This is a genomic window from uncultured Nocardioides sp., assembly GCF_947488025.1.
Classification (GTDB): domain Bacteria; phylum Actinomycetota; class Actinomycetes; order Propionibacteriales; family Nocardioidaceae; genus Nocardioides.
The window spans coordinates 126,384-152,827 of record NZ_CANKYS010000005.1; the positions used below are offsets into that span (position 1 = coordinate 126,384).

A 26,444-nucleotide genomic window follows, 5' to 3' on the forward strand; every position below is an offset into this window, starting at 1 on the left:
ACGACACCACGTGTGACGGAACGGCGTGAGCGCCGGGCGGGGAGCCGACCCGGTCCGTGCCTGTGGAGAACGGCTCGCGGATCGCGCGCCCGCTTGCTGCAATGGGCGAGTGCCCAAGCTCGTCGACTACGCCGGACGGTTCGCCTGCTTCGAGCTGGCCAGCTTCACGCTCGTGCGCGACCACGGCGTCGACCGTCTCAGCCGGCATGCGATGGCTCGTGTGCTGGCCACCTCGATCAGCACGATCCGGCGCCTGCTCGACCCGGAGGCCGACCTGCGTCGCCTCGCCCTCAACGAGGTGGCCTACCGGCGCAGGCGGCGGCTCACGCCGGCTACCCGTGCCACGGGTGCCGACGCCGGTGCGCGCCTGCTGTTGCCCCTCATCCCATCGGTGCCGGAGCAGGTCGCCGAGGAGCTGGTGTGGTGGCGGCTCGTCATCGCCGCTCCGACGACGGCGGCCGTGCCGTCCGACGCGGACATCGATGACGAGGACGAGGACGGCGGACCAGTGCACCACCGCTTTGTGATCGCGAACCACGGCTACGTCCCGCCCGACGTGCTGCATGCCAGCATCGAGCCTCCGCGCTCTGCGACATCGCCCGGGGGCGAGGTCGACGTCGTGGTGGCCGCGAGGCAGCAGCACGATGACGATCTCGCCGCCGCAGCGGTCGCGCACCACGCGCAGGTGCTGCAGGTGGTGGTGGACGGGCTCGGGCTGGCGGTGAGCGTCGGGCGGCTCCGCCCGGACGAGGCGGCGAGTCTCGCCCGGGCACACGTGGCGAGGTTGACGCTGACAGCGCCTCGCTAGGGTGAGGGAGTGCCCAGCCCCATCTCCGTGACGTCCGGCGACGGCGTCGCCCGCCTGGCGTGGGAGGGCGAGGTCAGCACCGATGAGCTGCGGCGCGAGGTCGCTGCAGCCCTCGTCGACCACAGCCGGGTCGAGGTCCACGTGGACGCCGCCGACACCGGCGCCCAGCGGGCCGCCACGTGGGCGGGCATGCACCGCGAGGGCGTACGACGCGAGCTCGGCCAGGACGGCGAGCAGGCCGACCGCGTGGTCTACGCGCGGCTGGTCACCGACACGCCGGTGCAGGAGCCGGGCGGCTTCCGGTCGCTGCTCAACTCCTTCCTCCCCCGCAAGCGCGCCATCTCGCAGATGCTCGTGCGCGACCGCGAGGGCCGGGTACTGCTGTGCCAGCTGACCTACAAGCGCGACTGGGACCTGCCCGGCGGCGTGGTCGAGGTCGGGGAGTCGCCGCGCGTGGCCGTCCAGCGCGAGGTGGAGGAGGAGCTCGGCCTCGCGATCGAGCCCGGCGCGCTCGTGCTCACCGACTGGTTGCCCGCGTGGGGCGGCTGGGACGACGCCGTGTGCCTGGTCTTCGACGGCGGCACGCACGGGCCCGAGGTGCTGGCCGGGGTGGTCATGCAGGAGCGCGAGATCCGCGACGTGCGCTTCTGCACGCTGGAGGAGGTCGAGGAGCTGGCCGCCGACTTCACCTCTCGGAGGGTGCGCGCCGCGGTCGAGGGCGATCAGCCGTATACGGAGTCCGGTCGCTGAGGCAGGATGCCTCCATGACCTGGGTGTACGACTTCGCAGAGGGCAGCAAGGACCAGAAGGATCTCCTGGGCGGCAAGGGCGCCAACCTGGCCGAGATGACCAACCTCGGCCTGCCGGTCCCGCCGGGCTTCACGATCTCCACCGAGACCTGCCGCGCCTACCTCGCCGAGGGCGGCGAGCCGGAGGGGCTGGACGAGGAGGTCACCGAGCACCTCGCGGCGCTCGAGGAGGCCATGGGCAAGAAGCTCGGCGACGCCGACGACCCGCTGCTGGTGTCGGTGCGCTCGGGCGCCAAGTTCTCCATGCCCGGCATGATGGAGACGGTCCTCAACGTCGGCCTCAACGACACCTCGGTCGGTGGGCTCGCCGCCAGGAGCGAGTCCGACCGGTTCGCCCAGGACTCCTACCGCCGGCTGCTGCAGATGTTCGGCGGCACGGTGCTCCACGTCGACTCCGAGCTGTTCTCCGAGGCCCTCGACGAGGCCAAGCGGGCCAAGGGCACCGACTCCGACCTCGACCTCGACGCCGACGACCTGCGCGGCGTGGTGGAGACGTTCAAGGCGATCATCAAGGAGCAGACCGGCCGCGACTTCCCGCAGGACCCGCGCGAGCAGATGGACCTCGCCATCTGCGCCGTCTTCGACTCCTGGAACACCGACCGTGCCCGCCTCTACCGCCGCCAGGAGCGGATCCCCGAGGACCTCGGCACCGCCGTCAACGTGCAGGCGATGGTGTTCGGCAACTTCGGCATGGACTCCGGCTCCGGCGTCGCCTTCACCCGCGACCCCGCCAGCGGTGCACAGGGCCAGTACGGCGACTACCTCCAGAACGCGCAGGGCGAGGACGTCGTCGCCGGCATCCGCAACACGGTGCCGCTGGCCGACATGGCCGAGATCGACCGGAAGTCCCACGACGACCTGCTCGACATCATGACGCGCCTCGAGCGCCACTACCGCGACATGTGCGACATCGAGTTCACCGTCGAGCGCGGCAAGCTGTGGATGCTGCAGACCCGCGTCGGCAAGCGCACGCCCGAGGCGGCGTTCCGCATCGCCGTCCACATGGTCGACGAAGGCCTGATCCAGATGGACGAGGCCGTCCTCCGTGTCACGGGCGACCAGCTCGCGCAGCTCATGTTCCCGCGCTTCGACGAGTCCGCCGCGCGCTCGCTGCTCGCGACCGGCATGAACGCCTCCCCCGGTGCTGCCGTCGGCAAGGCCGTCTTCGACTCCGACACCGCCGTGGAGTGGGCCGAGCGCGGGGAGGACGTCATCCTGGTCCGCAAGGAGACCAACCCCGACGACCTGCGCGGCATGGTCGCCGCCCGCGGCATCCTCACCAGTCGGGGCGGCAAGACCTCCCACGCGGCCGTCGTCGCCCGCGGCATGGGACGTACGTGCGTGTGCGGCGCCGAGTCGCTCGACGTCGACACCCGGGCCAAGGAGTTCCGCGTCCGCGACGGCGAGACCGTCCGCGAGGGCGACGTGATCTCGATCGACGGCACCACCGGCGAGGTCTTCGCCGGCGCCGTGCCCGTCGCGGACTCGGTGGTCGTGCGCCACTTCGAGGGCGAGAAGCTCGACGCCGACCTGGCCCACGCCGTCGCCCGCATCATGGCCCACGCCGACGGTGCCCGCCGGCTCCGCGTGCGCACCAACGCCGACACCCCCGACGACGCGGCCCGGGCCCGGCGCTTCGGCGCCCAGGGCATCGGGCTGTGCCGGACCGAGCACATGTTCCTCGGCGAGCGCCGCGAGCTCGTCGAGAAGCTCATCGTCGCGCAGGACGAGGAGGGCGTGGAGGCCGCGCTCGCCGAGCTGTTGCCGCTGCAGCGCCAGGACTTCACCGAGATCCTCGAGGCGATGGACGGGCTGCCGGTGACGATCCGGCTGCTCGACCCGCCGCTCCACGAGTTCCTGCCCGACATCACCGAGCTCAGCGTGGAGGTGGCGATCGCGGAGGAGCGCGGGGAGGTCGACGAGCGCGCCTCGACCCTCCTCACCCACGTCCGGCGGCTGCACGAGCAGAACCCGATGCTCGGCCTCCGCGGGGTGCGCCTCGGCATCCAGATCCCCGGGCTGTTCCGGATGCAGGCACGGGCCATCGCCGAGGCCGCCGCCGACCGGCAGCAGGTCCACGGTGCACCCCGCCCCGAGATCATGGTGCCGCTCGTGGCCAGCGTGCGTGAGCTGGCGATCGTCCGCGCCGAGATCGACCGGGTGATCGCCGAGGTCCAGGAGGACCGCGGCATGAAGCTGGACATCGCGATCGGGACGATGATCGAGCTGCCGCGTGCGGCCTTCCTGGCCGACCGGATCGCGAAGTCGGCGGACTTCTTCTCCTTCGGCACCAACGACCTCACGCAGATGGCCTGGGGCTTCTCGCGCGACGACGTGGAGTCGGCGTTCTTCTCCCGCTACTTCGAGCACGGCATCTTCGACGTCTCGCCGTTCGAGTCGCTCGACCAGCTCGGCGTCGGTGGCATGGTCGAGATGGGGACCACGAAGGGCCGCGAGGTCAAGCCCGCTCTCAAGGTCGGGGTGTGCGGAGAGCACGGCGGCGACCCGCTGTCGGTCCACTTCTTCGACACCGTGGGACTCGACTACGTCTCGTGCTCCCCGTTCCGGGTGCCCGTGGCGCGGCTGGAGGCCGGCCGCGCGGTGCTCAAGCGGCGCTGACCCCGGTCAGAAGAGGGCGGACGCCAGGTTGCGGCGCGCCGCGAGCACCCGCGGGTCGTCGTTGCCGACCGCGGCGAAGAGGCCGAGGAGGTGGTCGCGCGCCTGCTCCCGGTCCTTGTCGGAGGTGCGTGCGACCAGGTTGACCAACCGGGTGAAGGCGTCGTCGACGTGCCCGCCGAGCATGTCGAGGTCGGCCACCATGGTCTGGGCGTCGACGTCGTCGGGGGCGTCGGCCGCAGCGGCACGCGCGGCGTTGAGGTCGACGCCCTGCGTGCGCTGCATGACCTTGGCGATGGCGAGCCCACCGGCTGCCTCCACGTCGGCCGGGTTGGCGTCGACCAGCTTCTGGTACTCCGCGACCGCGGCGTCGACGTCACCTGCGGCGAGCGCGTCCTGGGCGGGCGCGTAGCGCGGGTCGACGACCTCCTCCTCGCCCTCGGCCGCGGGAGCTCCCCCGGACCGTGGCTGGTGGCGGCCAGTGATGCCCTGGGCGGTGAGCTGCTGGCCGACCTGGGTGAGGGCGGTGCGCAGCTCGTCGATGGGGAGCGGGTCCTGCAGCAGCGGCATCGGGCGACCGTCGACCACGGCGACGACCAGCGGGATCGACGGGATCTGCATCGCCTGGGCGATCTGCGGCACCGCGTCGATGTCGACGAGGCCGAGCAGGTAGCGGCCCTCGTGCTCCTCCACCACGGTCGCGAGGTCGTCGGCGAGCTGCCCGCTCTCCGGCATCCGGGTCCGGGAGTAGAAGGCGAGGAGCACCGGAGCGGTCGTCGACTGCTCGAGGAGGGCCTGGAAGCCCTGCTCGTCCACGACCACGCTGTAGGAACGGGCGTCGGCGGGCGCGCCCGGGGCGGCCGGGCCGGGGGCGGGCGCGCCGGCCGGGGCGGCGGGCCGGCCGAGACCGGAGAGGTCGATGGCTCCTGGGCGGCTGAACGGCTGCTGCGTCATGGCTCAATCCTAGGGAGACGCGCCACGTCGGGGAGAGGGGGTCGGTAGCCTCGGGGCATGGGAATCCGGGCAGCCGCCCTGATGACGCGCCACCGGCGCAACGTCGGCCTCCTCGTCCGCTTCGGCATCGTGGGCGCATCCGGCGTGCTGGTCAACCTGCTGACCCTGGTGGTCCTGCGCCGGTTCGGACCGCACTTCGACGAGGCGGTCGTCGCGCTCGGCTCCACCGGGTTCAACCTGCGCTGGTACCACGTGTACTCGACGATCGCCTTCCTGGTGGCCAACCTGTCGAACTTCCAGCTCAACCGCACGTGGACGTTCAAGAGCAACCTCGCCGCCCGGTGGTGGCGCGAGTACTGGCCGTTCCTGGTGGTGGGCCTCGTCGGCCAGGTGATCGGTCTGGCCCTCCTCACGCTCCTCATGCATCCCGGCTCCCCCCTCAGCCTGCCGCGTGACGTCTTCGACGACTCCTCCGGTCTCCGCAACCGCCTCTACTGGTCCCAGCTGATCGTGATCACCCTGGTGACGCCGCTGGCGTTCGTGCTCAACAAGCTGTGGACCTTCGCGGCCGTGCGCAGCGCCCGGCTCGGCCTCGTCGAGGAACCCCAGCGCGACGACGTACCCGTGCCCTGAGGCGCGTCGGCACCTGTCGCCGGACTGCTACCGCGTGGTAGAACATGCCGGGGTTTCGACGGGGAGGGCGCCACGCCATGACGACTGCGGGGTCGTACGACTTCAACGGCTACCAGGTGCTGGTCATCGGTGGCACGCGGGGCGAGGGACACAGCATCGCCTCGGCCTTCGCCTCCTCCGGCGCGTCGGTGACCGTCACGGGCACGATGATGCTGCGCTCCCTCTACGACAACGACCTCTCCGCCTTCGACTACGAGTCGGTCAACCTCGCCCGGCAGGAGTCGATCGACCACCTCGTCGGCACGGTCAACCACATCGACGTCCTCGTGCTCGCAGCCTCCTGCCACCTGCCCTACGGCCTGCCGCCCGGCGAGCAGGCGTTCATCGCCCACGCCGCCCGCTCGGGGCTGCTGGGACCGACGTTCCTGACGACCCGGCTCCGGCTCAAGCTCGGGCAGAGCCCCGCCCTCGGCGGTGGGTGCGTCGTCAACACCGGTGCCGTGACCAGCTGGTTGCAGCTGTCCAGCACGCCGGAGGCCGCCCGGCGTGAGCTGGCCGAGTCGACCGCCCGCGCCGGGCGCAACTGGGCCGGCCTCGGCGTCCGCGTCAACTCCGTGCTGCAGGAGAGCCGTTCCGTGCTCCCCCGGCAGTTCGCCCCCAGCGCCCCGGTCGGCGGCAGCCGGGTCGCCGGCGGGACCTTGGTCCGCTCCCAGCCCCGGGTGGGTGACGCCGTCACCGACGCCGCCCTGTTCCTCGCGAGCAGCGCCGCCGCCCGCATCACCGGGCAGACCCTGCGGATCAGCTGAGCGGACCGACTAGCCCGTGCGCGTCACGGTCAAGATCGGCGAATCACCTCGAGCGACCGCCGGGCGAGGTTACATTTCACCCACACGGAAGCAACGCGGGATCCACAGAGTCCCTCGCCGTCTCGGGTCGGCAGCTCCCTCGCTCGGAAGGACGTCTCCTTGACTGCAGACCTGGTCTCCCCCCACCCGCTCGCGCGGGGCGTCTCCCGGCCCGGGCGCGTCCCACGCCGGGGACGCGAGAAGCTCGTCGAGCAGTCGCCGGGACCCGGCTCGCCGGTCGCTCCCCTGTGGGCGTCGCTCGTCGACGTGCTCGGGGCCATCGACGGTCCGACGTCGGCGCTGCTCGCCACGGCGGACGGCGACGCGGTGGCCGTCCACGGCCTCACCCAGGACGACATCGCCCGGGTCGCGCGCCAGAGCAGGGCGGCGTTCGCGGCGCGTGCCGCCGGCGGACCGGATCCGGAGCACGCGGTCGACACGGTCGAGCTCACGGTGGGGATGTGCCACACCGTGATCGCGTCCGTGCCATCGGCAGGTGAGCGCCACCTGCTCACCGTCAGCGCGCAGGGTGTGAGCGTGCAGGTGCTCGAGGCCTGGACCCGCCGGCTCGCCGACGACATCCACCTGGCCCTGACGGGTCCCGCCTAGCCCGGCGCCCGGCGCTCGTCGTCGAGCAGCTCGTCGGCAGCGGCGTAGGGGTCCACCTCGCCCGCGACCACCCGCCCGGCGAGCGCGTCGAGGTCGGCGCCGGAGCCGGCACGGCCCCACCGCTCGCGCAGCGCCGCCAGGGCGATCGCCTCGACCTCGCGGCGGGCCCGGAGCGTACGCCGGCGGGCGAGCTCGCCCGACTCGCGCAGCCAGGCCGCGTGCCGGTCGACCTCCGCCAGCAGGTCCTCGATGCCCGCTCCCGTGCTGGCCACCGTCTGGACGACGGGCGGACGCCACGCACCGTCTCGACGCTCCGCCATCGCGAGCATCGTCCGGAGCTCGCGCCGCGTGCGGTCGGCTCCCTCGCGGTCGGCCTTGTTGACGGCGTACACGTCCCCGATCTCGAGGATCCCCGCCTTGGCGGCCTGGATGCCGTCACCCATCCCGGGTGCCAGGAGCACCAAGGTGGTGTCGGCCAGCCCCGCGACCTCGACCTCGCTCTGGCCGACGCCGACGGTCTCCACCACGACCACGTCGCACCCGGCGGCGTCGAGGACCCGCACCGCCTGGGGCGTCGACCACGCCAGGCCGCCGAGGTGGCCGCGCGCGCCCATCGAGCGGATGTAGACGTCACGGTCGAGGGCGTGGTCGCCCATGCGCACCCGGTCACCGAGCAGGGCACCGCCGGAGAAGGGCGAGGAGGGATCGATCGCCAGCACGCCGACGCGCTTGCCCGCGCGTCTCATCGCCGCGACGAGGGCGTTGGTCGAGGTGGACTTCCCGACGCCGGGGGCACCCGTGATGCCCAGCACGTGGGCGCGGCCGGCGTCGGGACCGAGAGCCGCCATCACCTCGCGCAGGAGCGGCGAGGCGTCCTCGACGAGGCTGATCAGCCGGGCGACGGCAGCCGGGTCACCCTGACGTGCCCGCGCGACGAGGTCGGGGACCGCGTGGGCTCCCCGCCTCGCGACGCCGGACGTCACCCGTTCCTCACGCAGACGGGACGCGGACGATCAGGGCGTCGCCCTGGCCGCCGCCACCGCAGAGCGCAGCCGCGCCGACACCGCCGCCGCGACGCTGCAGCTCGAGGGCGAGCGTGAGCACGACCCGGGTGCCGGACATGCCGACCGGGTGCCCGAGCGCGATGGCACCACCGTTGACGTTGACCTTGGCGTCCTCGATGCCCAGCTCGCGCGCCGACGCGATGCCGACGGCGGCGAACGCCTCGTTGAACTCGACCAGGTCGAGGTCGGTGGGCGAGATCCCCTCCTTCTCGCACGCCTTCGCGGTCGCGGCTGCAGGCTGGAGCTGCAGGGTCGAGTCGGGACCGGCCACCTGGCCGTGCGCGCCGATCTCGGCGAGCCACGTCAGGCCCAGCTCCTCGGCCTTGGCCTTGCTCATCACGACCACCGCGGCGGCGCCGTCGGAGATCTGCGAGGCCGAGCCGGCGGTGACGGTGCCGTCCTTGCTGAAGGCGGGGCGGAGCTTGCCGAGGGACTCCACGGTGGTGTCGCCGCGGACGCCCTCGTCCTCGCTCACCACGACCGGGTCGCCCTTGCGCTGCGGGATCTCCACGGGGACCACCTCGTCGGCGAACACGCCGTTCTTCCAGGCGACCGCGGCCTTCTGGTGCGAGTACGCCGCGAAGGTGTCCTGCTCCTCGCGCGTCAGGTTGGCACCGGCCGCGTTGCACTCCTCGGTGAGCAGGCCCATCGCCTGCGAGGTGAACTGGTCGAAGAGCGCGTCGTACGCCATCGAGTCGACCAGCTTCACGTCTCCGAACTTCACGCCCTCGCGCGACTTCGGCAGGAAGTGCGGGGCCTGGGTCATCGACTCCATGCCGCCGGCCACGACGATCTCGCACTCCCCGGCCCGCACGAGCTGGTCGGCCAGCGCGATCGCGTTGAGGCCGGAGAGGCACACCTTGTTGATCGTGATGGAGGGCACCGACATCGGGATGCCACCCTTCACCGCGGCGGTCCGGGCCGGGTTCTGCCCGGCGCCGGCCTGGATGACCTGGCCCATGATCACGTAGTCGACCTGGTCGCCGGCGACGCCCGCCTTGTCGAGGGCGCCCTTGATGGCGACGCCACCCAGGTCGGCGGCCGTCTGGTCCTTGAGGCCGCCGAGCAGGCGGCCGATCGGGGTGCGAGCCCCCGAGACGATGACCGAGATTGAGTGGGCCGAGTCGGACATGACGGTGCCTCCAGCGATCGGTTCGAGATTCGGGGGTCGTGCTCCTTCGGACACTACCCACCGCGCCACCCCCGCCGGGAGGGTGTCCCCTCCGGCCCGGGTGAGGCGCTCGTCACAGGGAGGGGCCCCTCGGACCGTGAGTCACCAAAATGTGGGAGCCCCTCCCGCCGCACACCCCTACGGGTGGCTGACCGTGATGGGCTGGTCTCAGTCGCGGTCCTCGGGGAATCGCCTTCACCCCCCACCACCGAGGAGTGCCCGATGATCCGGTTCCGCCGTACCTCCACCTCCGTCGCGGCCGTGGCCACGGCCGCCGCACTCGCCGTGACGCTGGCCGCCCCGCCCGCCGGCGCGCGTACCGACGACCTGGCCGGTCTGTGGCTGCTCAACGAGGGGTCCGGACAGGTGGCGAACGACCTCTCCTTCAGCGGCAACCGCGGCCAGCTCGGCTCGACGTCGAGCGCGGACGCGCAGGACCCGGAGTGGATCTCCCTGCCCCGCCTGTTCCTCCTCAAGCGGGCCGCACTCCGCTTCTCCGGATCCCAGACCGTCCGGATGCCCGACGCCCCGTCGCTCGAGCCGGACGGCGTCACCGTCCTGGCGCGGGTGCGCAGCACCGGTCCCGGCGCGTTCCGCTACGTGATGTCCAAGGGCGCCCTCCAGTGCGACCGAGCGTCCTACGGCCTCTACACCGGCGAGGACGGCGGACTCCAGTTCTACGTCTCCGACGGGACGCAGGCCCACCTGTCGGCCGACGCCGGGTCCGCGCTGTGGGACGGCGCGTGGCACACCGTCCGGGGCGCGTTCGACGGCCAGGAGCTGCGGTTGTACGTCGACGGCGCCCAGGTCGGCGCGCCGGTGGCTGCCCCGGTGAGCATCTCCTACGGCATGCCCGACGGTGACGACTTCTTCCTCGGCGACTACGCCGGCCCGTGCGCCAGCCCGCTCGGCTTCATCGGTGACATCGACGCCGCAGCCGTCATCGGCCACTACGACGACGACGCCGGCCTGGCCCAGTAGGCCTGCAGCGACGCCGGCCCGGGGCCTCGGGAGTGGCGACCGTCACACACCCTCGCCCCGGCGCCCGGCGTCGTACAGCATGACCCCATGACCCCCGAGCTGAGCGACGTCCGGCACCTCTTCACCGCCATCGACCACGTGGGCATCGCCGTGCCCGACCTCGACGCGGCGACGGCCTTCTACCGCGAGGCCTACGGCATGGAGGTCCTCCACGAGGAGGTCAACGAGGAGCAAGGGGTCCGTGAGGCCATGGTCGGGGTGGGTGACTCCGGCTCGTGCATCCAGCTCCTGGCGCCGCTCACCCCCGAGTCGACCATCGCCAAGTTCCTCGAGCGCAACGGCCAGGGGATCCAGCAGCTCGCCTTCCGCGTCGACGACGTCGAGCACGTGGCCGAGGTGCTGCGCGGGCGCGGCCTGCGCCTGCTCTACGACGCGCCAAGGCGCGGCACGTCCGACAGCCGCGTCAACTTCATCCACCCCAAGGACGCCGGCGGCGTGCTGGTCGAGCTCGTCGAGCCCGCCCGCCACGCACACTGATTCCGATCGCCCCAGGGCTCACGGCACCAGGTAGTCGCTGTCGCGCGCGTCGGTGACGAGCATGTGGCCGGGGGCGTGGGCGATCGCGAGCGGGGGTCGCGACTCCATGACCGCGGCCTGCGGGGTCACGCCGCAGGCCCAGAACACCGGCACCTCGCCGGGACGTACGTCGACCGGGTCGCCGAAGTCGGGCACGCCCAGGTCACCGATCCCCAGCGCCGCGGGGTCCCCCACGTGGACCGGCGCCCCGTGGACCGCGGGGTAGCGCGAGGTGATGCGGACGGCGTCGGCGACCTGCGCGGCCGGGACCGGGCGCATCGAGACCACCAGCGGCCCGGAGATCGCCCCGGCAGCGCGGCACCGGCGGTCGGTGACGTACATCGGGACGTTGACCCCCTGCTCCACGTGCCGGACCGGCACGGCGCCCTCGGCCAGCGCGGACTCGAAGGTGAAGCTGCAGCCGATGAGGAACGACACCAGGTCGTCGCGCCACCACGCCGACACGTCGGCGGTCTCCTCGGCGAGCTCGCCGTCGACGTACACGCGGTAGGCGGGCAGGTCGGTGCGGACGTCGCCGTCGAGCAACGGGCCCGCGACCTGGCCCGCCTCGAGGACGTCCAGCACCGGGCACGGCTTGGGGTTGCGCTGGGCGAAGACCAGGAAGTCGAGCGCGAGGTCGCGCGGCAGCACCATCAGGTTGGCCTGGGTCCAGCCCTTGCTCCAGCCGGCGGTGGGCGTCACCAGGCCGTCGCGGAAGAGTCGGCGTGCCGCGCCCGGGGCGAGCGCGGCACGGTCGTCGGTCGGTCGAGCAGTCATGGGGCCTCCACCCATCGGAAGCGCACCGGGTCCCCGGGGCGCAGCTGTGCGGCACGGTCGACGTCGGCGTCGACGACGACCGCCACCACCGGATAGCCGCCGGTGACCGGGTGGTCGGCGAGGAAGAGCACCGGCTCGCCGCTCGGCGGCACCTGGACGGCGCCGCGCCAGGCGCCCTCGCTCGGCAGCTCCTGGTCGCGGGCCGGACGCAGGGCGTGCCCGCCGAGCCGCATGCCGACCCGGTTGCTGCGCTCGGTCACCGACCACGGGGTGGCCACCAGCGCGTCGACGTCGTCGACCCAGCCGTCGCGGGGGCCGCGCACGGCGCGCAGCACCACCTCCCCGGCGAGGTCGGGAGCGGTGACTGAGTCGACGTGCGGGAAGCGGTCGGCGGGCACGCCGACCGGCAGCACGTCGCCGACCTCGAGCGGCGGCGGGCCGAGACCGGAGAGGACGTCGCTGGAGCGCGAGCCGAGCACCTCGCCGGGAGCGACCCCGCCGCGGACGCCGAGGTAGGACCGCAGGCCCGCACCCGGTCGGCCCAGCACGATGCGGGCGCCCGGCTCGGCGAAGAACACCGCGTGCGAGCCGACGTCGCGCCCGTCCACCTGCACCGCGCACGCGGCGCCGGTGACGCAGCACCACACCCCCTCGTCGAGCACCGCCACCTCCAGGCCGCCGAACGTCGCCTCGACGGCAGCGGCGTGCTCGGGGTTGGCGAGCGCACGGTTGGCCTGGCGCAGTGCACCCCGGTCGGCCGCGCCCGAGCGACCGACGCCGACGCCGGACAGCCCGCTGCGCCCGAGGTCCTGCACCAGCGCCAGCGGCCCGGTCGCGTGCACGCGCATGGCCCGGGTCATCGCGGCACCTGCACGAAACGCACGCGCACGCCCGGGGCGAGCAGGGCCGGCGGGTCCCGCTCGATGTCCCACAAGGTGGCGTCGGTCCGCCCGAGGAGCTGCCACCCGCCGGGCGAGGCGCGCGGGTAGATCCCGGAGTACTCCCCCGCCAGCCCGACCGCACCGGCCGGCACCCGCGTCCTGGACTCCGCACGGCGGGGCACGTGCAGGCGGTCGTCCTCGCCGATCAGGTAGCCGAAGCCGGGCGCGAAGCCGCCGAAGGCCACCTGCCACGTCTGACCGGTGTGGGCGGCGACGACCTCCTCGACCGAGAGGCCGGTCAGCTCCGCGACGTCGGCGAGGTCGTCGCCGTCGTAGACGACCGGCACCTCGACCAGGGGGGTGTCGTCCGCGTCGACACTGCCGGCAGCCGGGCAGACGCCCGCGAGGACCTGGCGCAGGTCGGAGACCGCAGCGCCCTCGCCCGCGACGGCGAGGACCGTGCGCGCGGCAGGGACGATCTCGCCGACCGCGTCCGCGCCGAGGGCGCGCAGGGCGGCGGCGTAGGCCACGGCCTCGCCCGTCGAGCCCAGCTCGACCAGCAGCGCGCGGTCACCGTAGGGCAGCAGCCGCACCCCGCCCGTCATGCGAAGGCCCCCAGTGCGACACCCTCCGCGGCGAGCCCGTCGCGGACGGCCTCGGCCATCGCGACGGCGCCGGGGCTGTCACCGTGGACGCACACCGAGTCGGCCTCCACCCGCACGCTCGAGCCGTCGATCGCGACCAGCGTGCCGTCGGTGACCAGGCGCACGACCCGCTCGGCGACCGCCACGGCGTCGGTGAGCACCGACCCCGGCTCCGACCGCGCGACGAGGGTGCCCTCCGGGGTGTAGGCCCGGTCGGCGAACGCCTCGCGGACCGTGCGCAACCCGGCCTCCTCGGCCACGGCCAGCAGCCGCGACCCGGGCAGCCCGAGCACCGGCAGGGACGGGTCGTAGGCCCGCACGGCTGCCACGACCGCCCGCGCCTGCACGTCGTGGTGCACGGTCGCGTTGTAGAGCGCCCCGTGCGGCTTGACGTAGGCGACGCGGGTCCCGGCGACCCGGGCGAGCGCCTCGAGCGCACCGATCTGGTAGATCACCTCGTCAGCCAGCTCGACGGGGTGGTAGTCGACGAACCGGCGACCGAAGCCGGCCAGGTCGCGGTATCCCACCTGCGCCCCGACGACCACGCCGTGACGCGCCGCCGTCTCGCAGCACTGCCGCAGCGTCGAGGCGTCACCGGCGTGGAAGCCGCAGGCCACGTTGGCACTCGTGACGACCTGGAGCACCTGCTCGTCGTCACCGAGCTCCCAGCGACCGAACGACTCGCCGACGTCGCTGTTGAGGTCGATCCGCGGGGCGCTCACAGGTCACCCAGCATCAGCAGCGCGTTGTAGCCGAGGTAGAGCGTCAGCAGCCAGGCGAGCGCGCCGACGACCAGCAGCCACGCCGGGTAGCGGTAGCCGTTGAGCAGGTCGCGACGGCGCCAGGCGACCCACAGCAGCACCCCGAACCCGATCGGGAGGATCAGCCCGTTGAAGGTGCCGGCGAAGATCAGCAGCTGGGTGGGTGCCTGCTCGATGACCAGGTAGACCACCGCGCAGAAGGCGATGAAGGCGACGGTTATCAGGTTGCGGGTGCGCTCGGCCGTCGCCGACGTGGTCACGAACGACACGGACGTGTACGCCGCACCGATGACCGACGTGAGCGCCGCCGACCACAGGATCACCCCGAAGACGCGCAGGCCCGCCTCGCCCGCCGCGGCGCTGAAGGCGGAGCCCGCGGGCCCGCCGACCGCGTCCTGCGAGAGCACCGCGCCGCCCGCGACGACGCCCAGGATCGCCAGGAAGAGCAGGATCCGCATCAAGCCGGTCACCAGGATGGACACGACCGAGCTGCGGGTGATGTCGCGGACGTGCTCGGGACCGGACAGCCCGGAGTCGAGCAACCGGTGGGCGCCGGCGTAGGTGATGTAGCCGCCGACGGTGCCGCCGATGATGGTGGTGGTCGCCACGAAGTCGAACGTGTCCGGCGCGACGACACTGACCAGCGCCTCCCCGACCGGCGGTGACGTGGTGATGGCGATCACCAGGGTGGCCACGATCATCAGCAGGCCGAGGAGCACCACGATCCGGTCGAGCGCCACACCGGCACGTCGGCTCAGGAAGATCCCCACCGCGATGGCGGCCGACGCCGCACCGCCGACGCGGGGGTCCACGCCCAGCATGGCGTTGGCGCCGAGCCCGGCACCGGCGATGTTGCCGATGTTGAAGACCACGCCGCCGGCGAACACCAGCGCGGCGAGCAGGAAGCCGACCCCCGGCACGACCGCGTTGCCGAGCTGGTGGGCGCGCAGGCCGGAGACGCCGATCACGCGCCACACGTTCATCTGGACGGCGATGTCGACGACGATCGAGATCGCGATCGCGCAGGCGAAGGCCGCGCCCAGGGTGATCGTGAAGTTGGCCGTCTGGGTGATGAAGCCCGGCCCGATGGCGCTGGTCGCCATGAGGAAGACGGCGCCCATCACGGCCGTCCGGTTGAATCCGGACTCCCCCGCGGTCCCGGTCCCGGTCCCGGCGCTGGTGCCGGTGCTGGCCGCCGGTGATCCGGCGGGGGTCTCGCCTGGTGTGTTCTGGGTCATACCGGGACCCTAAGGATTGTTCAACAATTCTTCAATACCCCGAACCTGACAACTCCCCTACGCTGTGACACATGGGCACCACCGACCCCGCGAGCCCCATGGGCCGCGGACACACCGACCTCGACGTGGTGCTCGACGAGGTCCTCGCGGCGCGCCGGGCGGAGCGCACGGTCATGAGCACCTCCGCGGACCGCGCCGCCCGGGTGGTGCGCGAGCAGGTGGTCGAAGGCCATCTCCGCTCGGGCACCCGCCTTCCCGAGGAGCGCCTCGCCGCCGCGCTCGGCGTCTCCCGCAACACCCTGCGCGAGGCACTGAGCCAGCTGGTCGCCGAGCGCATCCTCGTGCGCGAGCCGCACCGCGGCGTGGTCGTGGCCACCCCCGAGGTCGCCGACGTCGAGGACGTCTACCGCGTACGCCGCCTCGTCGAGCCGGCCGCGCTCGCCCACGGCACCGGCCACACGCCTGCGCGGGTCGCCGCCGTGGCTGCCGCCGTGACCGAGGGCCGCGAGGCCGGCGCGCGCGGCGACTGGGACGCGGTCGCGTCGGCCAACCAGCACTTCCACCGGGCCGTCGTGGCGCTGGCCGGCAGCCCCCGCCTCGACGCCCAGATGCACCTGCTGCTCGCCGAGATGCGCCTGTTCTTCCACCAGATGGGCGAGCCCCGGCGCTTCCACCAGCCCTACCTCGAGGAGAACGCCACCATCGCCGACCTGCTCGGCGCGGGTGACCGCCAGGGCGCGGCGGACCGTCTCGACACCTACCTGACGGCTGCCCAGACGCAGCTCGTCGCGGCGTTCCGCGACCGCGCCTGAGCACGCCTCGGGGCCCGGTCGCACCCCCTCGGAATGGACTGGATCGATCCAACGAGCCGGGGGCCGCGGCGTAGGTCACACTCGGGTGACACGACATATACCCGTCGGTACCTTTCACGCACCCGAGCCCCCGACGCCCCCGACGCCCCAGGAGCCAGCCCGTGCACACCATCCTCGAAGCGATCCAGTCCGACAGCGCGACCTCGGAGGACTTCGCCGGTCTCGAGCTCCCGGAGTCCTACCGCGCCGCCTTCGTGAAGAAGGACGAGGTGGACATGTTCGAGGGCCTGACGGCGAAGGAGAAGGACCCCCGCAAGTCCCTCCACGTCGACCAGGTCCCGCTGCCCGAGCTCGGCCCCGGCGAGGCCTTCGTGGCCGTGATGGCCAGCGCGATCAACTACAACACCGTGTGGACCTCGATCTTCGAGCCGGTGTCCACCTTCGGCTTCCTCGAGCGCTACGGCCGCAACAGCGAGCTGACCAAGCGCCACGACCTGCCGTACCACGTCGTCGGCTCCGACCTGTCCGGCGTCGTGCTCAAGACCGGCCCCGGCGTCACGAAGTGGAAGCCGGGCGACCGCGTCGTGGCGCACTGCCTCTCGGTCGAGCTCGAGGGCCCCGACGGCCACAACGACACGATGCTCGACACCGAGCAGCGCATCTGGGGCTTCGAGACCAACTTCGGTGGTCTTGCCGACGTCGCGATGGTCAAGGCCAACCAGCTGATGCCCAAGCCCGAGCACCTCACCTGGGAGGAGGCCGCCTCCCCCGGCCTCGTCAACTGCACGGCGTACCGCCAGCTGGTCAGCAAGAACGGTGGCGACATGAAGCAGGGCGACAACGTCCTCATCTGGGGTGCGTCCGGCGGCCTCGGCGGCTTCGCCACGCAGTACGCCCTCAACGGCGGCGCCACCCCCGTGTGCGTGGTCTCCAACGAGGAGAAGGCCCAGATCGCCCGCAGCATGGGCGCGGAGCTGATCATCAACCGCTCCGAGGAGGGCTACAGGTTCTGGAACGACGAGGGCACCGCGCAGGACCCCAAGGAGTGGAAGCGCTTCGGCGCCCGCATCCGTGAGCTCACCGGCGGCGAGGACATCGACATCGTCTTCGAGCACCCCGGCCGCGAGACGTTCGGCGCGAGCGTGTTCGTCACCCGCAAGGGCGGCACCATCACCACCTGCGCGTCGACCTCGGGCTACATGCACGAGTACGACAACCGCTACCTGTGGATGAACCTCAAGCGCATCATCTCCAGCCACTTCGCCAACTACCGCGAGTCGTGGGAGGCCAACCGCCTCATCGCCAAGGGCAAGATCCACCCGACCCTCTCGAAGACCTACACGCTCGAGGAGGTCGGCCAGGCCTCGCTCGACGTCCACCAGAACGCCCATCAGGGCAAGGTCGGCGTGCTCTGCCTCGCCCCTGAGGAGGGTCTCGGCGTCCTCGACCACGAGATGCGCGCCCAGCACGAGAGCGCCATCAACCGGTTCCGCGGGGTCTGATCCCGCCTGGGGTCTCGGCCCCGAGACCGGCCTGAGACCTTTCACACCCCGGTTCGCGCGACTCGTACGAAGTCGCCCGCGAGCCGGGGTGTGTCTTTCGAGGGGCATCGGAGAGACTGGCACCGACGCAGTCCGTACGACGTGAGAGAGGTGCCTCACCATGGCTTCCGACCAGGGCCTGTCCATCTTCGACGAGCCGGATTCCGCCGACGGCAAGGCCTCCCCCGGCCCTGCCACGGGCGAGACCGCCGGGGAGGAGACCCAGGTGCTGCCGGTCACGCCGAAGGACGAACCGCGCACCGACCCGAAGGCAGGCCCCGCGAAGCCGGCTCCCCGGCCGGCCGCGGAGACCTCCCGCCCGACGCCCCCGCCCTCCCCCGCCTCCCCCGCCCCGGCTGCTCCTGCCGCCCGGGCCGCGGCTCCGTCCGAGCCCGAGGCGACCCGACGCTCGCCGGTCGTCCCCGCGGCTGCGCCGCGTCCGCCGGTGCCCGCCACCGCCGCCGCACCGCTCCCGGTGGTGCGTCGCGGCGGCTACGACAAGGCGGCCGTCGACCAGCGCGTCGGCCAGCTCCAGAGCGAGAAGACCGGCCTGGCCACGAGCCTCGCCGACAGCGAGGGGCGGGTCATCGAGCTCGAGGCCGAGCTCGAGCGACTGCGCCAGGAGGTCGCGGAGAACACCAACCCGACCTATGCCGGGCTCGGCGGACGCGCCACCTCCATGCTCAAGATGGCCGAGGACGAGGCGGCCGACGTGCGCACCGCCGCCCGCCGCGAGGCCGACGAGATCCGCACCCAGGCCGAGCGCGACGCCCACAGCATCCGTGCCGACGCCGCGCGCGAGGCCGACGACATGCGCATGGTGCAGCTCAAGGAGCTCGACGAGATGCGTGCGCGGCTGACCGCCGACGCCGAGACCGAGCGCGGCCTCGCCAAGGCCGAGGCCGAGGACCTCCTCGCCTCCGCCCGCCGTGAGTCCGACCAGGTCCGGCTCGCCGCCCAGCAGGAGACCAACGAGATGCGGGTGACCGCGACCCGCGAGGCCGAGCAGGCGCGCGCCGCGGCCGACCGCGAGGTCCAGGAGGCGCGGCGCACCCTCGCCGTCGAGAAGGAGCGGCTCACCCGCGAGGCCGCCGAGCACCACAGCAACGCCACCGCCGAGACGCAGCGGCTGGTCGCCGAGGCCGAAGCGCGTGCGAACGCCGCCGAGCAGCGGGCGCGCGAGGCGACGGCCCAGGCCAACGCCCACCGCCAGCAGGCGCAGAGCGAGTCCGAGGGCCTGCTCACCCGGGCCCGGCGTGAGGCCGAGCAGATCGTCGCCTCGGCCCGCACCCAGGCCGACTCGATCGGGGCCACCCGGGTGGCCGAGGCCGAGCGCGAGCTGGCCAACATCCAGGCCGAGGTCGACCGCGCCGCCAAGCGCCGCGACGCCATCACCGCCCAGCTCGGTGCCCTGCGCGACGTGGTCGCCGGCTTCGGCGAGGACGAGTCCTGAGCTGGCGCGACCGCCTCCGGGAGCGCGTCACCTCCGCTCCCGGAGACTCGGCCGACCCACGCTCAGCCTCCGACGCGGCGGTCGCGCTGCGCCGGGCCGCCGACGACCCCGCCGAGCTCCCCCAGGCGCTCGAGGAGGTCGTCGACCAGGTCACCGACGACGCCGACCGCGCCGAGGCCGCAGCGGACGCGGCCGAGGAGTCGGCCCGCTCCGCCTCCGTCATCGCCGAGAAGATCGACGACGCCACCGACCTGGTCGTCGACGAGGCCACACCGGCGCCCTACGTCCCCGCCGACCCGGCGCCGGCTCCGCTGCTGCTGCGGCACTCCCCGTTCAACATCGGCTTCTTCGGTGCCCTCGGGGCGCTGATCGCGGTCTTCCTGAGCGAGCAGCTGCTCAGCATCTCCTCGATCCTGGTGCTGCTGGTGATGTCGATGTTCCTCGCGATCGGGCTCAACCCGACCGTGGAGCTCTTCATGCGTCGCGGCCTGCGGCGCGGGCTCTCGGTGCTCCTGGTGCTCGTCGTGGTGATCAGCGTGCTGGCGCTCTTCGTCGTGGCCATCGCGCCGGTGATCAGTGAGCAGATCGCCGCCATCACGCGCAATGCTCCTGGCTGGCTCGACGACCTGCAGTCCAACGCGCAGGTGCAGAAGCTCGACGACCGCTACGACGTCATCGCCAAGGCGCGCGACTACGTCCAGAACGGCGACTTCGGCGAGAGGGTCTTCGGCGGCGCGCTCGGCGTCGGCCTCCGGGTGCTCTCCGCCGTGGCCAACAGCTTCATCGTGGTCGTGCTGATGATCTACTTCCTCGCCTCGCTCCCGAGCATCAAGCACGCCGGCTACTCCCTCGCGCCCGCCTCGAAGCGGCCGCGGGTCAGCGAGCTGGGCGACAAGATCATCCGGTCCACCGGTGCCTACGTCGCCGGTGCGTTCCTCGTCGCGGTCTGCGCGGGCCTGAGCACGCTGATCTTCTCGTTCGTCGTCGGGCTCGGTGACTACGCCTTCGCGCTCGCCTTCGTCGTCGGGCTGTTCTCCCTCATCCCGGTCGTGGGTGCGTTCGTGTCAGGAGCACTCATGACGCTCCTGGCCCTGACGGTCTCCCCGACCGTCGCGCTGATCGCGCTGATCTACTACATCGCCTACCAGCAGGTGGAGTCCTACTTCATCTACCCGCGGATCATGAAGAAGTCCGTCGACATCCCGGGATCGGTGACCGTCGTCGCAGCTCTCGTGGGCGGGTCGTTGATGGGCATCGTCGGTGCCCTCCTGGCCGTGCCGGTGGCCGCTGCCCTGCTGCTGCTGCACCGCGAGGTGTTCCTCAAGCGGCAGGACGCCCGCTGAGGTCACGATCCAGGTCACGCTCGGGCTCGGGGTCCGGCAGGGGCTCCACCGTGAGTGGCGCACGCCCCTCGCCCAGCTTGACCACGACCACGCCGGCCAGCACCAGCAGACCGCCGGCCAGCTGGACCGGGCGGGGCAGCTCACCGAGCAGCAGCCAGGCCCAGACGACGGCCGCGAGCACCTCGCCGAGGGCGACGAAGGACGCCAGTCGGCTCCCGAGGCGGCGTCCGGCCTCGATGCCGGTGACGTAGGCGAAGGCGGCGGTGGCCAGCCCGAGCAGCACGACCGTGACCCACCACGGCAGCGTGAAGCCGTCGTACGCCGCGTCCGCGGTCGACGCGTGGAACGGCAGGACACCGACCGCCCCGGCCGTCCCGAGCACGACGCTCGCCACGAAGAGACCGCCGGCAGCCAGGCTGATGCCCGGCAGGCCGTTGCCCTCGTCGGCGGAGATGATGAAGTAGCTCGCCGCACCGACCATCGCGCCCAGCGCCCACAGCACTCCCACCGTGCTCAGCTCGGCGCCTGAGACGACGTCGAGCACGAGCACCAGCCCACCCGCGGCCAGCGCTGCCCCCAGCACCGTCAGCCCGGACGGGCGGTGTCCGTGGCGCACCCAGAGCCAGACGACCACCGCGACCGGCGCGGTGTACTCCAGCAGCAGCGCCACGCTGACCTGCATGTAGGTGACCGCGTAGAAGTAGCAGAGCTGGGCGCCCGCGACCGCCGTGAGGCCGTAGACGGTGACGAGGCCGGCGTTGGCGCGCAGCAGGTGCATCCGACCGCGCAGCGCCAGCAGGCCGGGCACGAGGAGGACGAGGGCCGCGATCACGGTGCGGAGCGTGACGGCCGCGCCGGCGCTCCAGCCGGTGTCGAGCAGTCCACGCGCCAGCGCCCCGGACATGCCGAAGGTGACGGCGGACGCCACGGCCAGCACGAGTCCGGCCGCCGTCCGCGACGATCGAGTGTCATGGGTCAAAGCCGTCACGGTCATGACCGTAGGCGCGGTCCCTGTAATGTGTCAACATGCTTTTCACGGATGACACGGACGCGGCGCTGCAGGCAGCCGTCGCACTGGTCAACTCCACCGACGAGCCCGGCCAGCCGCTGGGATCGGTCGACGACCTGTCGGCGTTCCTCGCCTCCTGGCCCTACACCGGACGGCACGACGCGACCCCCGCCGAGCTCGAGTCCGTACGCCGCCTCCGCCCGGCGCTGCGTGCGCTGCTGCTCGCCGAGCGCGACGAGGCGGCGGCCATCGTCAACGACATGCTCGCGCGCGCCAGGGCGCTCCCCCAGCTGCAGCGCCACCACCACTGGGACTGGCACCTCCACGCCGTCGACCCCGACCGCCCGCTCGACGAGCGCGTGGTGGTGGAGACCGCGATGGCGATGGTCGACGTCATCCGGTCCGGCGAGATGTCGCGCCTCGACACCTGCGCGGCCGACGACTGCGACGACGTCGTGCTCGACCTGTCGCGCAACCGGTCGCGGCGCTACTGCTCGACCACGTGCGGCAACCGCGAGGCCGTCGCGGCCTACCGGGCGCGCCAGCGCACCTGACCAGCGCCGCCCGCCTGACTCAGGGCAGGAAGCGCCGCAGCACCTCGAGGAAGACCTCCGGCTGCTCGGAGTGGACCCAGTGGCCGGCGTCCTTCACGAGCACGCGGCGGTTGCGGGGGAAGCGGCGGTCCATCTCCGGGGCGTAGTCGTCGGAGATGTAGTCGGAGCGGGCGCCACCGACCCACAGCACCGGGCCGTCGTACGACGCGTCACCGAGCTCCTCGCCGGGCCAGCCGACGAGTGCGGCCATCTCCTCGCCGAGCAGGTCGAGGTTGACCTGCCAGTGCCAGCCGTCGTCGGTGCGGCGGAGGTTCTGGAGCAGGAAGCTGCGCACCACGCGGTTGGGCACCGCCTCCTCGAGCGCCGCCTCCGCCTCGCCGCGGCTCTCCAGGGAGTCCAGGTCGAGGCCACGCATGGTCTCGATGTAGCCGACGAACTCCCGCCCGCTCTCGTAGGCCGCCGGGGCGATGTCGACCACGACCAGCCGCTCGACCAGCTCGGGGTGTCGCAGGGCGAGGCACATCGCGATCTTGCCGCCCATCGAGTGCCCGACGAGGGCGACCGGCTCGTCGCCGAGCTCGGCAGCGACCAGGTCGGCCAGCTCGAGGAAGTCGAAGGACTCGGTCCAGGGCGAGCGCCCGTGGTTGGGCATGTCGAGGAGCATGACCCGGTGGTCGGTGCTGAGGGCCTTCGCCGCCTGCGTCCAGTTCTTGCCCTGTCCGAAGAGTCCGTGGCAGAAGACGACGCGGGGCCCGGACTCGCCGAGCTCGGTGCGGTGCAGGCTCACCCGACCATCCTCCCGCAGCCCGGTCAGGTGGCGGCCACCGACCCGTCCCGGAGCGACGTGCGTCAGAAGTCGAAGCCGTCGAAGCCGTCGAACATGCCGCCGATGCCGTCGCCTATGCCCCCGAACATGTCGCCGAGGCCCTCGCCGATCGCCCCGATGCCCTCGCCGAGACCGTCGAAGCCGCCGCCGAAGAGCATGCCCATGAACATCCAGTCCATCGGCGAGAAGGCCCCGAAGTAGCCCTGCGCGTAGGGCTGGTAGGCCCGGCCGCCCTGCCAGTAGGGCACCCGGCGCGAGCCGACCATCACCTTGCGGATGTCGGGCTCGGCGCCGGCACGCACCCGCTCGACGTCGAGCGCGCACGCAGGGACGTCGCGCTGAGCGCCGCTCGGCGGGGTCCACGGCACGTCGGCGACCGACAGGCCGTGCCGGGGGTCGAAGAAGCACGGCGGGCGGCGCTGCGGCAGCGGCTCACCCGCCACCCGCGCCCGCACGCACGCCATCGCGTAGCGACCGTCCTCGAGGATCTCGGTGACGTGCTTGACGTCCTCGGGACGCGTGAGCGCGGCGGCGGCCGTCTTGGCGGACTCGTAGGCGTCGAGGGCGCGCTGGTAGTCGGCGTTGGCGCCCGCGTCGAGCGGGTGCCCGGCCAGGTCGATGTCGAGGTCCTGCAGCTCCACGCCGAGGGCGGTGACGTCCTCCTCGGCCAGCTTCTTCACCGGTGCGACCTCGGCGTCGGCCCGCGCCAGCTCCCGCTTCTTGCCCGTCTTTCCCGCGCCGACGGCGACGGCGACGAGGCCGCCGATGACGACCAGCAGGAGCACGAGTTCCATGGCCCCAGAATACGCAGCGGCAGCAAGGTCGTGCGCTCGGCTGCGGACCTGCAAGAGCAGGCCGCCCATCGACCCCCGACGATGTGCGACCTGCTCCGACAAGCGGCCGGTGGGCAGCGGGGCCATCCCCTCGCGCGGCCTCGATGCCCTCGGCGTACGAGAAGACTCCCGCGAAGCGTGCGGTCCCGGCATCCGTAGTCCTACGTAACTCCTGCTGCAGGAGCGATAGATTCCTTGCGTGCTGTCCCCCTGTCTCGGTCGTGACGACGTCCAGCGCGCGCTGCACGAAGCACTGGAGGAGTCCCGGTGGGTCACCGTCGTCGGCCCGCCCGGCAGCGGCAAGACGCTGCTCGTGCGCCACGTCGCCGCGACTTCGGCCGCCTCGTGGGTCGATGCGCGCAACCTGCGCACGATCGACGACGTGCTGGTCGCGGCCCTCGAGAGCCTCGACGCGGAGACCGCACCCGGGGACTCGCTGGCGGGCGCCCTCAGCCGGGCGGTCGACGGCCGCGCGTGCCTGCTCGTGCTCGACGGTCTCGACCTCGACACGACCGCCGCCGGGCCGGTCCTCCAGTCCGTGCTCGAGGCCACCAACGACGCCCGCGTGGTGGTGACGGCACTGACCACGGCCGGCCAGCGGGCGGAGTCCGTCGTACGCGTCGGACCGCTGCCGGTGCCCTCCCACCGCGCTCCGCTCGAGGGCCCCGCCGTCGAGATCTTCCTGCGCCGCATCCGCGCCGCCGGCGGGCAGCCGGTCGACCTGGCGGAGCAGGCGCACGAGGTACGCCGCCTGCTGCGCGCCACCGGTGGGCTGCCGCTGCTCATCGAGCAGGTCGCCGTGCAGTCCGCGCTCGTCGGGCTGAGCAACGCGATGTCGGCGGTCAGCCTCGACCAGGCGGTCGACTCCGCCCACGACCTCCTCGACGAGGCCAGCGCCACCGCCCTGCGGCGCATCGGGCTGCTCGACTTCCAGGTCGGGCTCGGGGTGCTCGCCCAGGTCCTCGACGTCACCGTCCGCGAAGCAGCCGACGTCGCCGGCAACCTGGTCCGCCGCAGCCTCCTCGAGCTCGACCCGCAGGGGCACTTCGACATGCTGTCACCGATCCGGGGTCGCGCCCGCGCCCTCGCCACGCCCGAGGACGAGGCAGCGGTCCGCGCCGGTCTGCTCGCCTGGTCGCAGGCCCACGCACCGACGCACGACAACTACGGAGCCGCCGACGCCGAGTGGCTCAGCGACCTGCCGGCCATGCGCCACGCCGTGCTGACCGCGTGCGCGGACCCGGCCACGCGAGCGGAGGGCTACTCCGTCGCCAACCGGATCTTCTCCTCGCTCTACACCTCGATGCGCGCCCGCGAGGCCGTCGAGATCCTCGAGGGTGCGCTCGCCAGCGGGGACGGGCCGGCCGCCATCGGCGCCCAGATCGCGCGACGCGCCGGCATCGCGGCCTCGGAGATGCGCGGCACCTACGAGGGGCTGTGGCTCCTCGCGCGCTCCGACGAGCACGCCTCCGCCGCACCGATCCCCGAGGAGCAGCTGTCCAAGACGGCGTCCATCCGCGCCGAGATGCACCTCGACGCGGGCGACCTGGCCAGCGCCGAGGCGGAGGCCCGGCGAGCGATCGACCTCGACCCCGACGGCTCGATCACCCGCCAGGCGACCCGCACGCTGGCCGACGTCTACACCTCGCAGGGCCGCTTCGCCGAGGCCGCGGAGGCCGCCGCCGCCGCGATGCCCGCCCGCACGACCGGGGACGAGCGCTGGATCGACCTGTCGCTGCGCACCCTGCTGGCCCGGATCGCGCTCGAGCAGGGGCGCATCGCCGAGGCGGTCGCCGCCACCCGGGCCGTGGTGGTGGAGGCCCGCGAGCTGGCGGAGGACCGGGTCGGGCTGCTCGCGGAGACCCTCCTGCGCGACCTCGACCCGACCTGGGTCGCCACCGACGTCGTCCGCGAGACCTTGCCGTGGGCCGTCCGCCTGCCGGTGCTCGCGCAGGACGGGCGGGACCTCCTGGTGCGGGGCGATGCCCGGCGGGCGGCGGGGCTGGCTGCCGACGTGGTGGCCCTCGCCGACTCCGCGCGGCTGGGACGCGACGGCGTCGACGCCCGCCTGCTCCTCGGCCGCGCGCTCGTCGACCTCGGCGACCTCGACCAGGCCACCACCACCTACCTCACCGCCCTCGACCACTGCCGCACGATGCGGCTGCCACTGCGGGCCGCCGACGTGCTCGACGGCCTCGCCGGGGTCGCCCGGGTGCGTGACCTGCCGGAGTCACGCGAGCTGGCCGCGGCGGCCTTCGCGCTGCGCACGCCGCGCAAGGCGGTGCGCTGGGGCTACTCCGCCGACTACGACGTGGTGCCGGCCGGCCGCGCGCCCCAGGAGTGGCTCGACGGCGACGACCTCTCGGCCGACGCGGTCGGCCTGATCACGGCCGTCCTCAGCCGCACGGCCTCCGCCCGCCCCTCGGTGCTCGACGCCCTCACCGCCGCCGAGCGACAGGTCGCCGAGCGGGTCGCGCACGGACTGACGAGCCGGCAGATCGCCGAGGAGCTCTACGTCTCACCGCGCACCGTCGACGCGCACCTCACCCACATCTACCGCAAGCTCGACATCAACACCCGCGCCCGGCTCGCCGCGCTCGTGGTCGACAACCGCTGACCGGGCACTTCCTGCCCGTCCTGCGTCCTGACCGGGCACTTCCTGCCCGTCCTGCGCGTGCTGGCCGCCTGTCGGTGGACCGCTGCAGG

At 72.9% G+C, this 26,444-nt stretch carries 26 protein-coding genes; 14 read left to right on the forward strand and 12 right to left on the reverse strand.

The window, feature by feature from the left end; translation table 11 throughout:
* Window positions 1-109 precede the first annotated feature (109 nt).
* Genes Q1B24_RS10690 through ppdK form a run of 3 tightly spaced genes read left to right on the forward strand, consistent with a single transcriptional unit; the run spans window position 110 to window position 4,236 of the window.
* Window positions 110-808, forward strand: coding sequence for a hypothetical protein (locus tag Q1B24_RS10690; RefSeq protein WP_299927641.1), 699 nt, complete (start codon window positions 110-112; stop codon window positions 806-808).
* A gap of 9 nt (window positions 809-817) precedes the next feature.
* Window positions 818-1,558: an NUDIX hydrolase gene (locus Q1B24_RS10695; RefSeq protein ID WP_299927645.1), complete on the forward strand. Its 741-nt coding sequence runs from the start codon at window positions 818-820 to the stop codon at window positions 1,556-1,558.
* 14 nt (window positions 1,559-1,572) lie between these two features.
* On the forward strand, window positions 1,573-4,236 hold the full coding sequence (gene ppdK / locus Q1B24_RS10700) for a pyruvate, phosphate dikinase (protein ID WP_299927648.1): 2,664 nt from the start codon (window positions 1,573-1,575) through the stop codon (window positions 4,234-4,236).
* A gap of 6 nt (window positions 4,237-4,242) precedes the next feature.
* On the opposite strand, the gene Q1B24_RS10705 is transcribed toward ppdK, so the two are convergent.
* Window positions 4,243-5,187, reverse strand: a complete 945-nt coding sequence (locus Q1B24_RS10705) for a tetratricopeptide repeat protein (protein ID WP_299927651.1) — start codon at window positions 5,185-5,187, stop codon at window positions 4,243-4,245.
* A gap of 57 nt (window positions 5,188-5,244) precedes the next feature.
* On the opposite strand from Q1B24_RS10705, the gene Q1B24_RS10710 reads away from it, so the two are divergent.
* The 3 genes from Q1B24_RS10710 (at window position 5,245) to Q1B24_RS10720 (ending at window position 7,274) form a co-directional block, all read left to right on the forward strand.
* A complete protein-coding gene (locus Q1B24_RS10710; RefSeq protein ID WP_299927654.1) occupies window positions 5,245-5,820 on the forward strand; it encodes a GtrA family protein in 576 nt (191 codons plus the stop codon).
* A gap of 77 nt (window positions 5,821-5,897) precedes the next feature.
* Window positions 5,898-6,626 (forward strand): SDR family oxidoreductase, encoded by a 729-nt coding sequence (locus Q1B24_RS10715; RefSeq protein WP_299927657.1) that lies wholly within the window; start codon window positions 5,898-5,900, stop codon window positions 6,624-6,626.
* Between the two features lie 159 nt (window positions 6,627-6,785).
* On the forward strand, window positions 6,786-7,274 hold the full coding sequence (locus Q1B24_RS10720) for a hypothetical protein (RefSeq protein ID WP_299927660.1): 489 nt from the start codon (window positions 6,786-6,788) through the stop codon (window positions 7,272-7,274).
* Here Q1B24_RS10720 and meaB read toward each other — a convergent pair.
* The gene (gene meaB, locus Q1B24_RS10725) at window positions 7,271-8,257 is read right to left on the reverse strand and encodes a methylmalonyl Co-A mutase-associated GTPase MeaB (RefSeq protein WP_299927663.1); all 987 of its coding nucleotides are present in this window, start codon (window positions 8,255-8,257) and stop codon (window positions 7,271-7,273) included. The two genes, Q1B24_RS10720 and meaB, sit on opposite strands and share 4 nt — an antisense overlap.
* Before the next feature lie 7 nt (window positions 8,258-8,264).
* Window positions 8,265-9,470, reverse strand: coding sequence for an acetyl-CoA C-acetyltransferase (locus Q1B24_RS10730; protein WP_299927666.1), 1,206 nt, complete (start codon window positions 9,468-9,470; stop codon window positions 8,265-8,267).
* A gap of 261 nt (window positions 9,471-9,731) precedes the next feature.
* On the opposite strand from Q1B24_RS10730, the gene Q1B24_RS10735 reads away from it, so the two are divergent.
* Both Q1B24_RS10735 and mce read left to right on the forward strand, forming a co-directional pair.
* Window positions 9,732-10,490, forward strand: a complete 759-nt coding sequence (locus Q1B24_RS10735; RefSeq protein WP_299927669.1) for a LamG domain-containing protein — start codon at window positions 9,732-9,734, stop codon at window positions 10,488-10,490.
* An 87-nt stretch (window positions 10,491-10,577) separates the two neighbouring features.
* On the forward strand, window positions 10,578-11,027 hold the full coding sequence (gene mce, locus Q1B24_RS10740) for a methylmalonyl-CoA epimerase (RefSeq protein ID WP_299927672.1): 450 nt from the start codon (window positions 10,578-10,580) through the stop codon (window positions 11,025-11,027).
* Between the two features lie 18 nt (window positions 11,028-11,045).
* On the opposite strand, the gene Q1B24_RS10745 is transcribed toward mce, so the two are convergent.
* Genes Q1B24_RS10745 through Q1B24_RS10765 form a run of 5 tightly spaced genes read right to left on the reverse strand, consistent with a single transcriptional unit; the run spans window position 11,046 to window position 15,367 of the window.
* Window positions 11,046-11,843 (reverse strand): putative hydro-lyase, encoded by a 798-nt coding sequence (locus tag Q1B24_RS10745; RefSeq protein ID WP_299927674.1) that lies wholly within the window; start codon window positions 11,841-11,843, stop codon window positions 11,046-11,048.
* The gene (locus Q1B24_RS10750; protein ID WP_299927677.1) at window positions 11,840-12,703 is read right to left on the reverse strand and encodes a biotin-dependent carboxyltransferase family protein; all 864 of its coding nucleotides are present in this window, start codon (window positions 12,701-12,703) and stop codon (window positions 11,840-11,842) included. Before Q1B24_RS10750 ends, Q1B24_RS10745 begins: the two co-directional genes overlap by 4 nt.
* Window positions 12,700-13,329: an allophanate hydrolase subunit 1 gene (locus Q1B24_RS10755; RefSeq protein ID WP_299927680.1), complete on the reverse strand. Its 630-nt coding sequence runs from the start codon at window positions 13,327-13,329 to the stop codon at window positions 12,700-12,702. The genes Q1B24_RS10750 and Q1B24_RS10755 overlap by 4 nt, the downstream gene beginning before the upstream one ends.
* Window positions 13,326-14,090 (reverse strand): 5-oxoprolinase subunit PxpA, encoded by a 765-nt coding sequence (locus Q1B24_RS10760; protein WP_299927683.1) that lies wholly within the window; start codon window positions 14,088-14,090, stop codon window positions 13,326-13,328. Before Q1B24_RS10760 ends, Q1B24_RS10755 begins: the two co-directional genes overlap by 4 nt.
* Window positions 14,087-15,367: an NRAMP family divalent metal transporter gene (locus tag Q1B24_RS10765; protein WP_299927686.1), complete on the reverse strand. Its 1,281-nt coding sequence runs from the start codon at window positions 15,365-15,367 to the stop codon at window positions 14,087-14,089. Before Q1B24_RS10765 ends, Q1B24_RS10760 begins: the two co-directional genes overlap by 4 nt.
* A gap of 71 nt (window positions 15,368-15,438) precedes the next feature.
* On the opposite strand from Q1B24_RS10765, the gene Q1B24_RS10770 reads away from it, so the two are divergent.
* The 3 genes from Q1B24_RS10770 (at window position 15,439) to Q1B24_RS10780 (ending at window position 19,173) form a co-directional block, all read left to right on the forward strand.
* Complete coding sequence (locus Q1B24_RS10770) at window positions 15,439-16,179, forward strand: GntR family transcriptional regulator (protein WP_299927688.1); 741 nt, start codon at window positions 15,439-15,441, stop codon at window positions 16,177-16,179.
* Between the two features lie 161 nt (window positions 16,180-16,340).
* Entirely contained in the window at window positions 16,341-17,681 is a 1,341-nt protein-coding gene (gene ccrA, locus Q1B24_RS10775) for a crotonyl-CoA carboxylase/reductase (RefSeq protein ID WP_299927691.1), read from the forward strand.
* Between the two features lie 160 nt (window positions 17,682-17,841).
* The gene (locus tag Q1B24_RS10780; protein ID WP_299927694.1) at window positions 17,842-19,173 is read left to right on the forward strand and encodes a hypothetical protein; all 1,332 of its coding nucleotides are present in this window, start codon (window positions 17,842-17,844) and stop codon (window positions 19,171-19,173) included.
* Window positions 19,174-19,235: 62 nt separating this feature from the next.
* Here Q1B24_RS10780 and Q1B24_RS10785 read toward each other — a convergent pair whose 3' ends face one another.
* The gene (locus tag Q1B24_RS10785; protein WP_299927697.1) at window positions 19,236-19,499 is read right to left on the reverse strand and encodes a hypothetical protein; all 264 of its coding nucleotides are present in this window, start codon (window positions 19,497-19,499) and stop codon (window positions 19,236-19,238) included.
* Window positions 19,500-19,541: 42 nt separating this feature from the next.
* Between Q1B24_RS10785 and Q1B24_RS10790 the strand changes: the two genes are divergently transcribed.
* On the forward strand, window positions 19,542-20,516 hold the full coding sequence (locus Q1B24_RS10790) for an AI-2E family transporter (RefSeq protein WP_299928076.1): 975 nt from the start codon (window positions 19,542-19,544) through the stop codon (window positions 20,514-20,516).
* Here the strand turns inward: Q1B24_RS10790 and Q1B24_RS10795 are convergent.
* Entirely contained in the window at window positions 20,494-21,504 is a 1,011-nt protein-coding gene (locus Q1B24_RS10795; RefSeq protein WP_299927700.1) for a DMT family transporter, read from the reverse strand. The two genes, Q1B24_RS10790 and Q1B24_RS10795, sit on opposite strands and share 23 nt — an antisense overlap.
* Before the next feature lie 38 nt (window positions 21,505-21,542).
* Between Q1B24_RS10795 and Q1B24_RS10800 the strand changes: the two genes are divergently transcribed.
* Window positions 21,543-22,079, forward strand: a complete 537-nt coding sequence (locus tag Q1B24_RS10800; protein ID WP_299927703.1) for a CGNR zinc finger domain-containing protein — start codon at window positions 21,543-21,545, stop codon at window positions 22,077-22,079.
* 19 nt (window positions 22,080-22,098) lie between these two features.
* Here the strand turns inward: Q1B24_RS10800 and Q1B24_RS10805 are convergent, their stop codons facing one another.
* Together Q1B24_RS10805 and Q1B24_RS10810 are read right to left on the reverse strand one after the other, a co-directional pair.
* Complete coding sequence (locus Q1B24_RS10805; RefSeq protein ID WP_299927706.1) at window positions 22,099-22,866, reverse strand: alpha/beta fold hydrolase; 768 nt, start codon at window positions 22,864-22,866, stop codon at window positions 22,099-22,101.
* Between the two features lie 62 nt (window positions 22,867-22,928).
* A complete protein-coding gene (locus Q1B24_RS10810) occupies window positions 22,929-23,699 on the reverse strand; it encodes a hypothetical protein (RefSeq protein ID WP_299927709.1) in 771 nt (256 codons plus the stop codon).
* 238 nt (window positions 23,700-23,937) lie between these two features.
* Between Q1B24_RS10810 and Q1B24_RS10815 the strand changes: the two genes are divergently transcribed.
* Window positions 23,938-26,355, forward strand: a complete 2,418-nt coding sequence (locus tag Q1B24_RS10815) for a LuxR C-terminal-related transcriptional regulator (protein WP_299927712.1) — start codon at window positions 23,938-23,940, stop codon at window positions 26,353-26,355.
* Window positions 26,356-26,444: the final 89 nt, after the last annotated feature.

Excerpts from the sequence above, each read along its gene's own strand:
- ppdK (WP_299927648.1), top strand. The coding sequence starts at position 1,573 with ATGACCTGGGTGTACGACTTCGCAGAGGGCAGCAAGGACCAGAAGGAT.
- Q1B24_RS10705 (WP_299927651.1), bottom strand. The coding sequence starts at position 5,187 with ATGACGCAGCAGCCGTTCAGCCGCCCAGGAGCCATCGACCTCTCCGGT.
- Q1B24_RS10710 (WP_299927654.1), top strand. The coding sequence starts at position 5,245 with ATGGGAATCCGGGCAGCCGCCCTGATGACGCGCCACCGGCGCAACGTC.
- Q1B24_RS10715 (WP_299927657.1), top strand. The coding sequence starts at position 5,898 with ATGACGACTGCGGGGTCGTACGACTTCAACGGCTACCAGGTGCTGGTC.
- Q1B24_RS10730 (WP_299927666.1), bottom strand. The coding sequence starts at position 9,470 with ATGTCCGACTCGGCCCACTCAATCTCGGTCATCGTCTCGGGGGCTCGC.
- Q1B24_RS10735 (WP_299927669.1), top strand. The coding sequence starts at position 9,732 with ATGATCCGGTTCCGCCGTACCTCCACCTCCGTCGCGGCCGTGGCCACG.
- mce (WP_299927672.1), top strand. The coding sequence starts at position 10,578 with ATGACCCCCGAGCTGAGCGACGTCCGGCACCTCTTCACCGCCATCGAC.
- Q1B24_RS10745 (WP_299927674.1), bottom strand. The coding sequence starts at position 11,843 with ATGACTGCTCGACCGACCGACGACCGTGCCGCGCTCGCCCCGGGCGCG.
- Q1B24_RS10750 (WP_299927677.1), bottom strand. The coding sequence starts at position 12,703 with ATGACCCGGGCCATGCGCGTGCACGCGACCGGGCCGCTGGCGCTGGTG.
- Q1B24_RS10755 (WP_299927680.1), bottom strand. The coding sequence starts at position 13,329 with ATGACGGGCGGGGTGCGGCTGCTGCCCTACGGTGACCGCGCGCTGCTG.
- Q1B24_RS10765 (WP_299927686.1), bottom strand. The coding sequence starts at position 15,367 with ATGACCCAGAACACACCAGGCGAGACCCCCGCCGGATCACCGGCGGCC.
- Q1B24_RS10770 (WP_299927688.1), top strand. The coding sequence starts at position 15,439 with ATGGGCACCACCGACCCCGCGAGCCCCATGGGCCGCGGACACACCGAC.
- Q1B24_RS10780 (WP_299927694.1), top strand. The coding sequence starts at position 17,842 with ATGGCTTCCGACCAGGGCCTGTCCATCTTCGACGAGCCGGATTCCGCC.
- Q1B24_RS10800 (WP_299927703.1), top strand. The coding sequence starts at position 21,543 with ATGCTTTTCACGGATGACACGGACGCGGCGCTGCAGGCAGCCGTCGCA.
- Q1B24_RS10810 (WP_299927709.1), bottom strand. The coding sequence starts at position 23,699 with ATGGAACTCGTGCTCCTGCTGGTCGTCATCGGCGGCCTCGTCGCCGTC.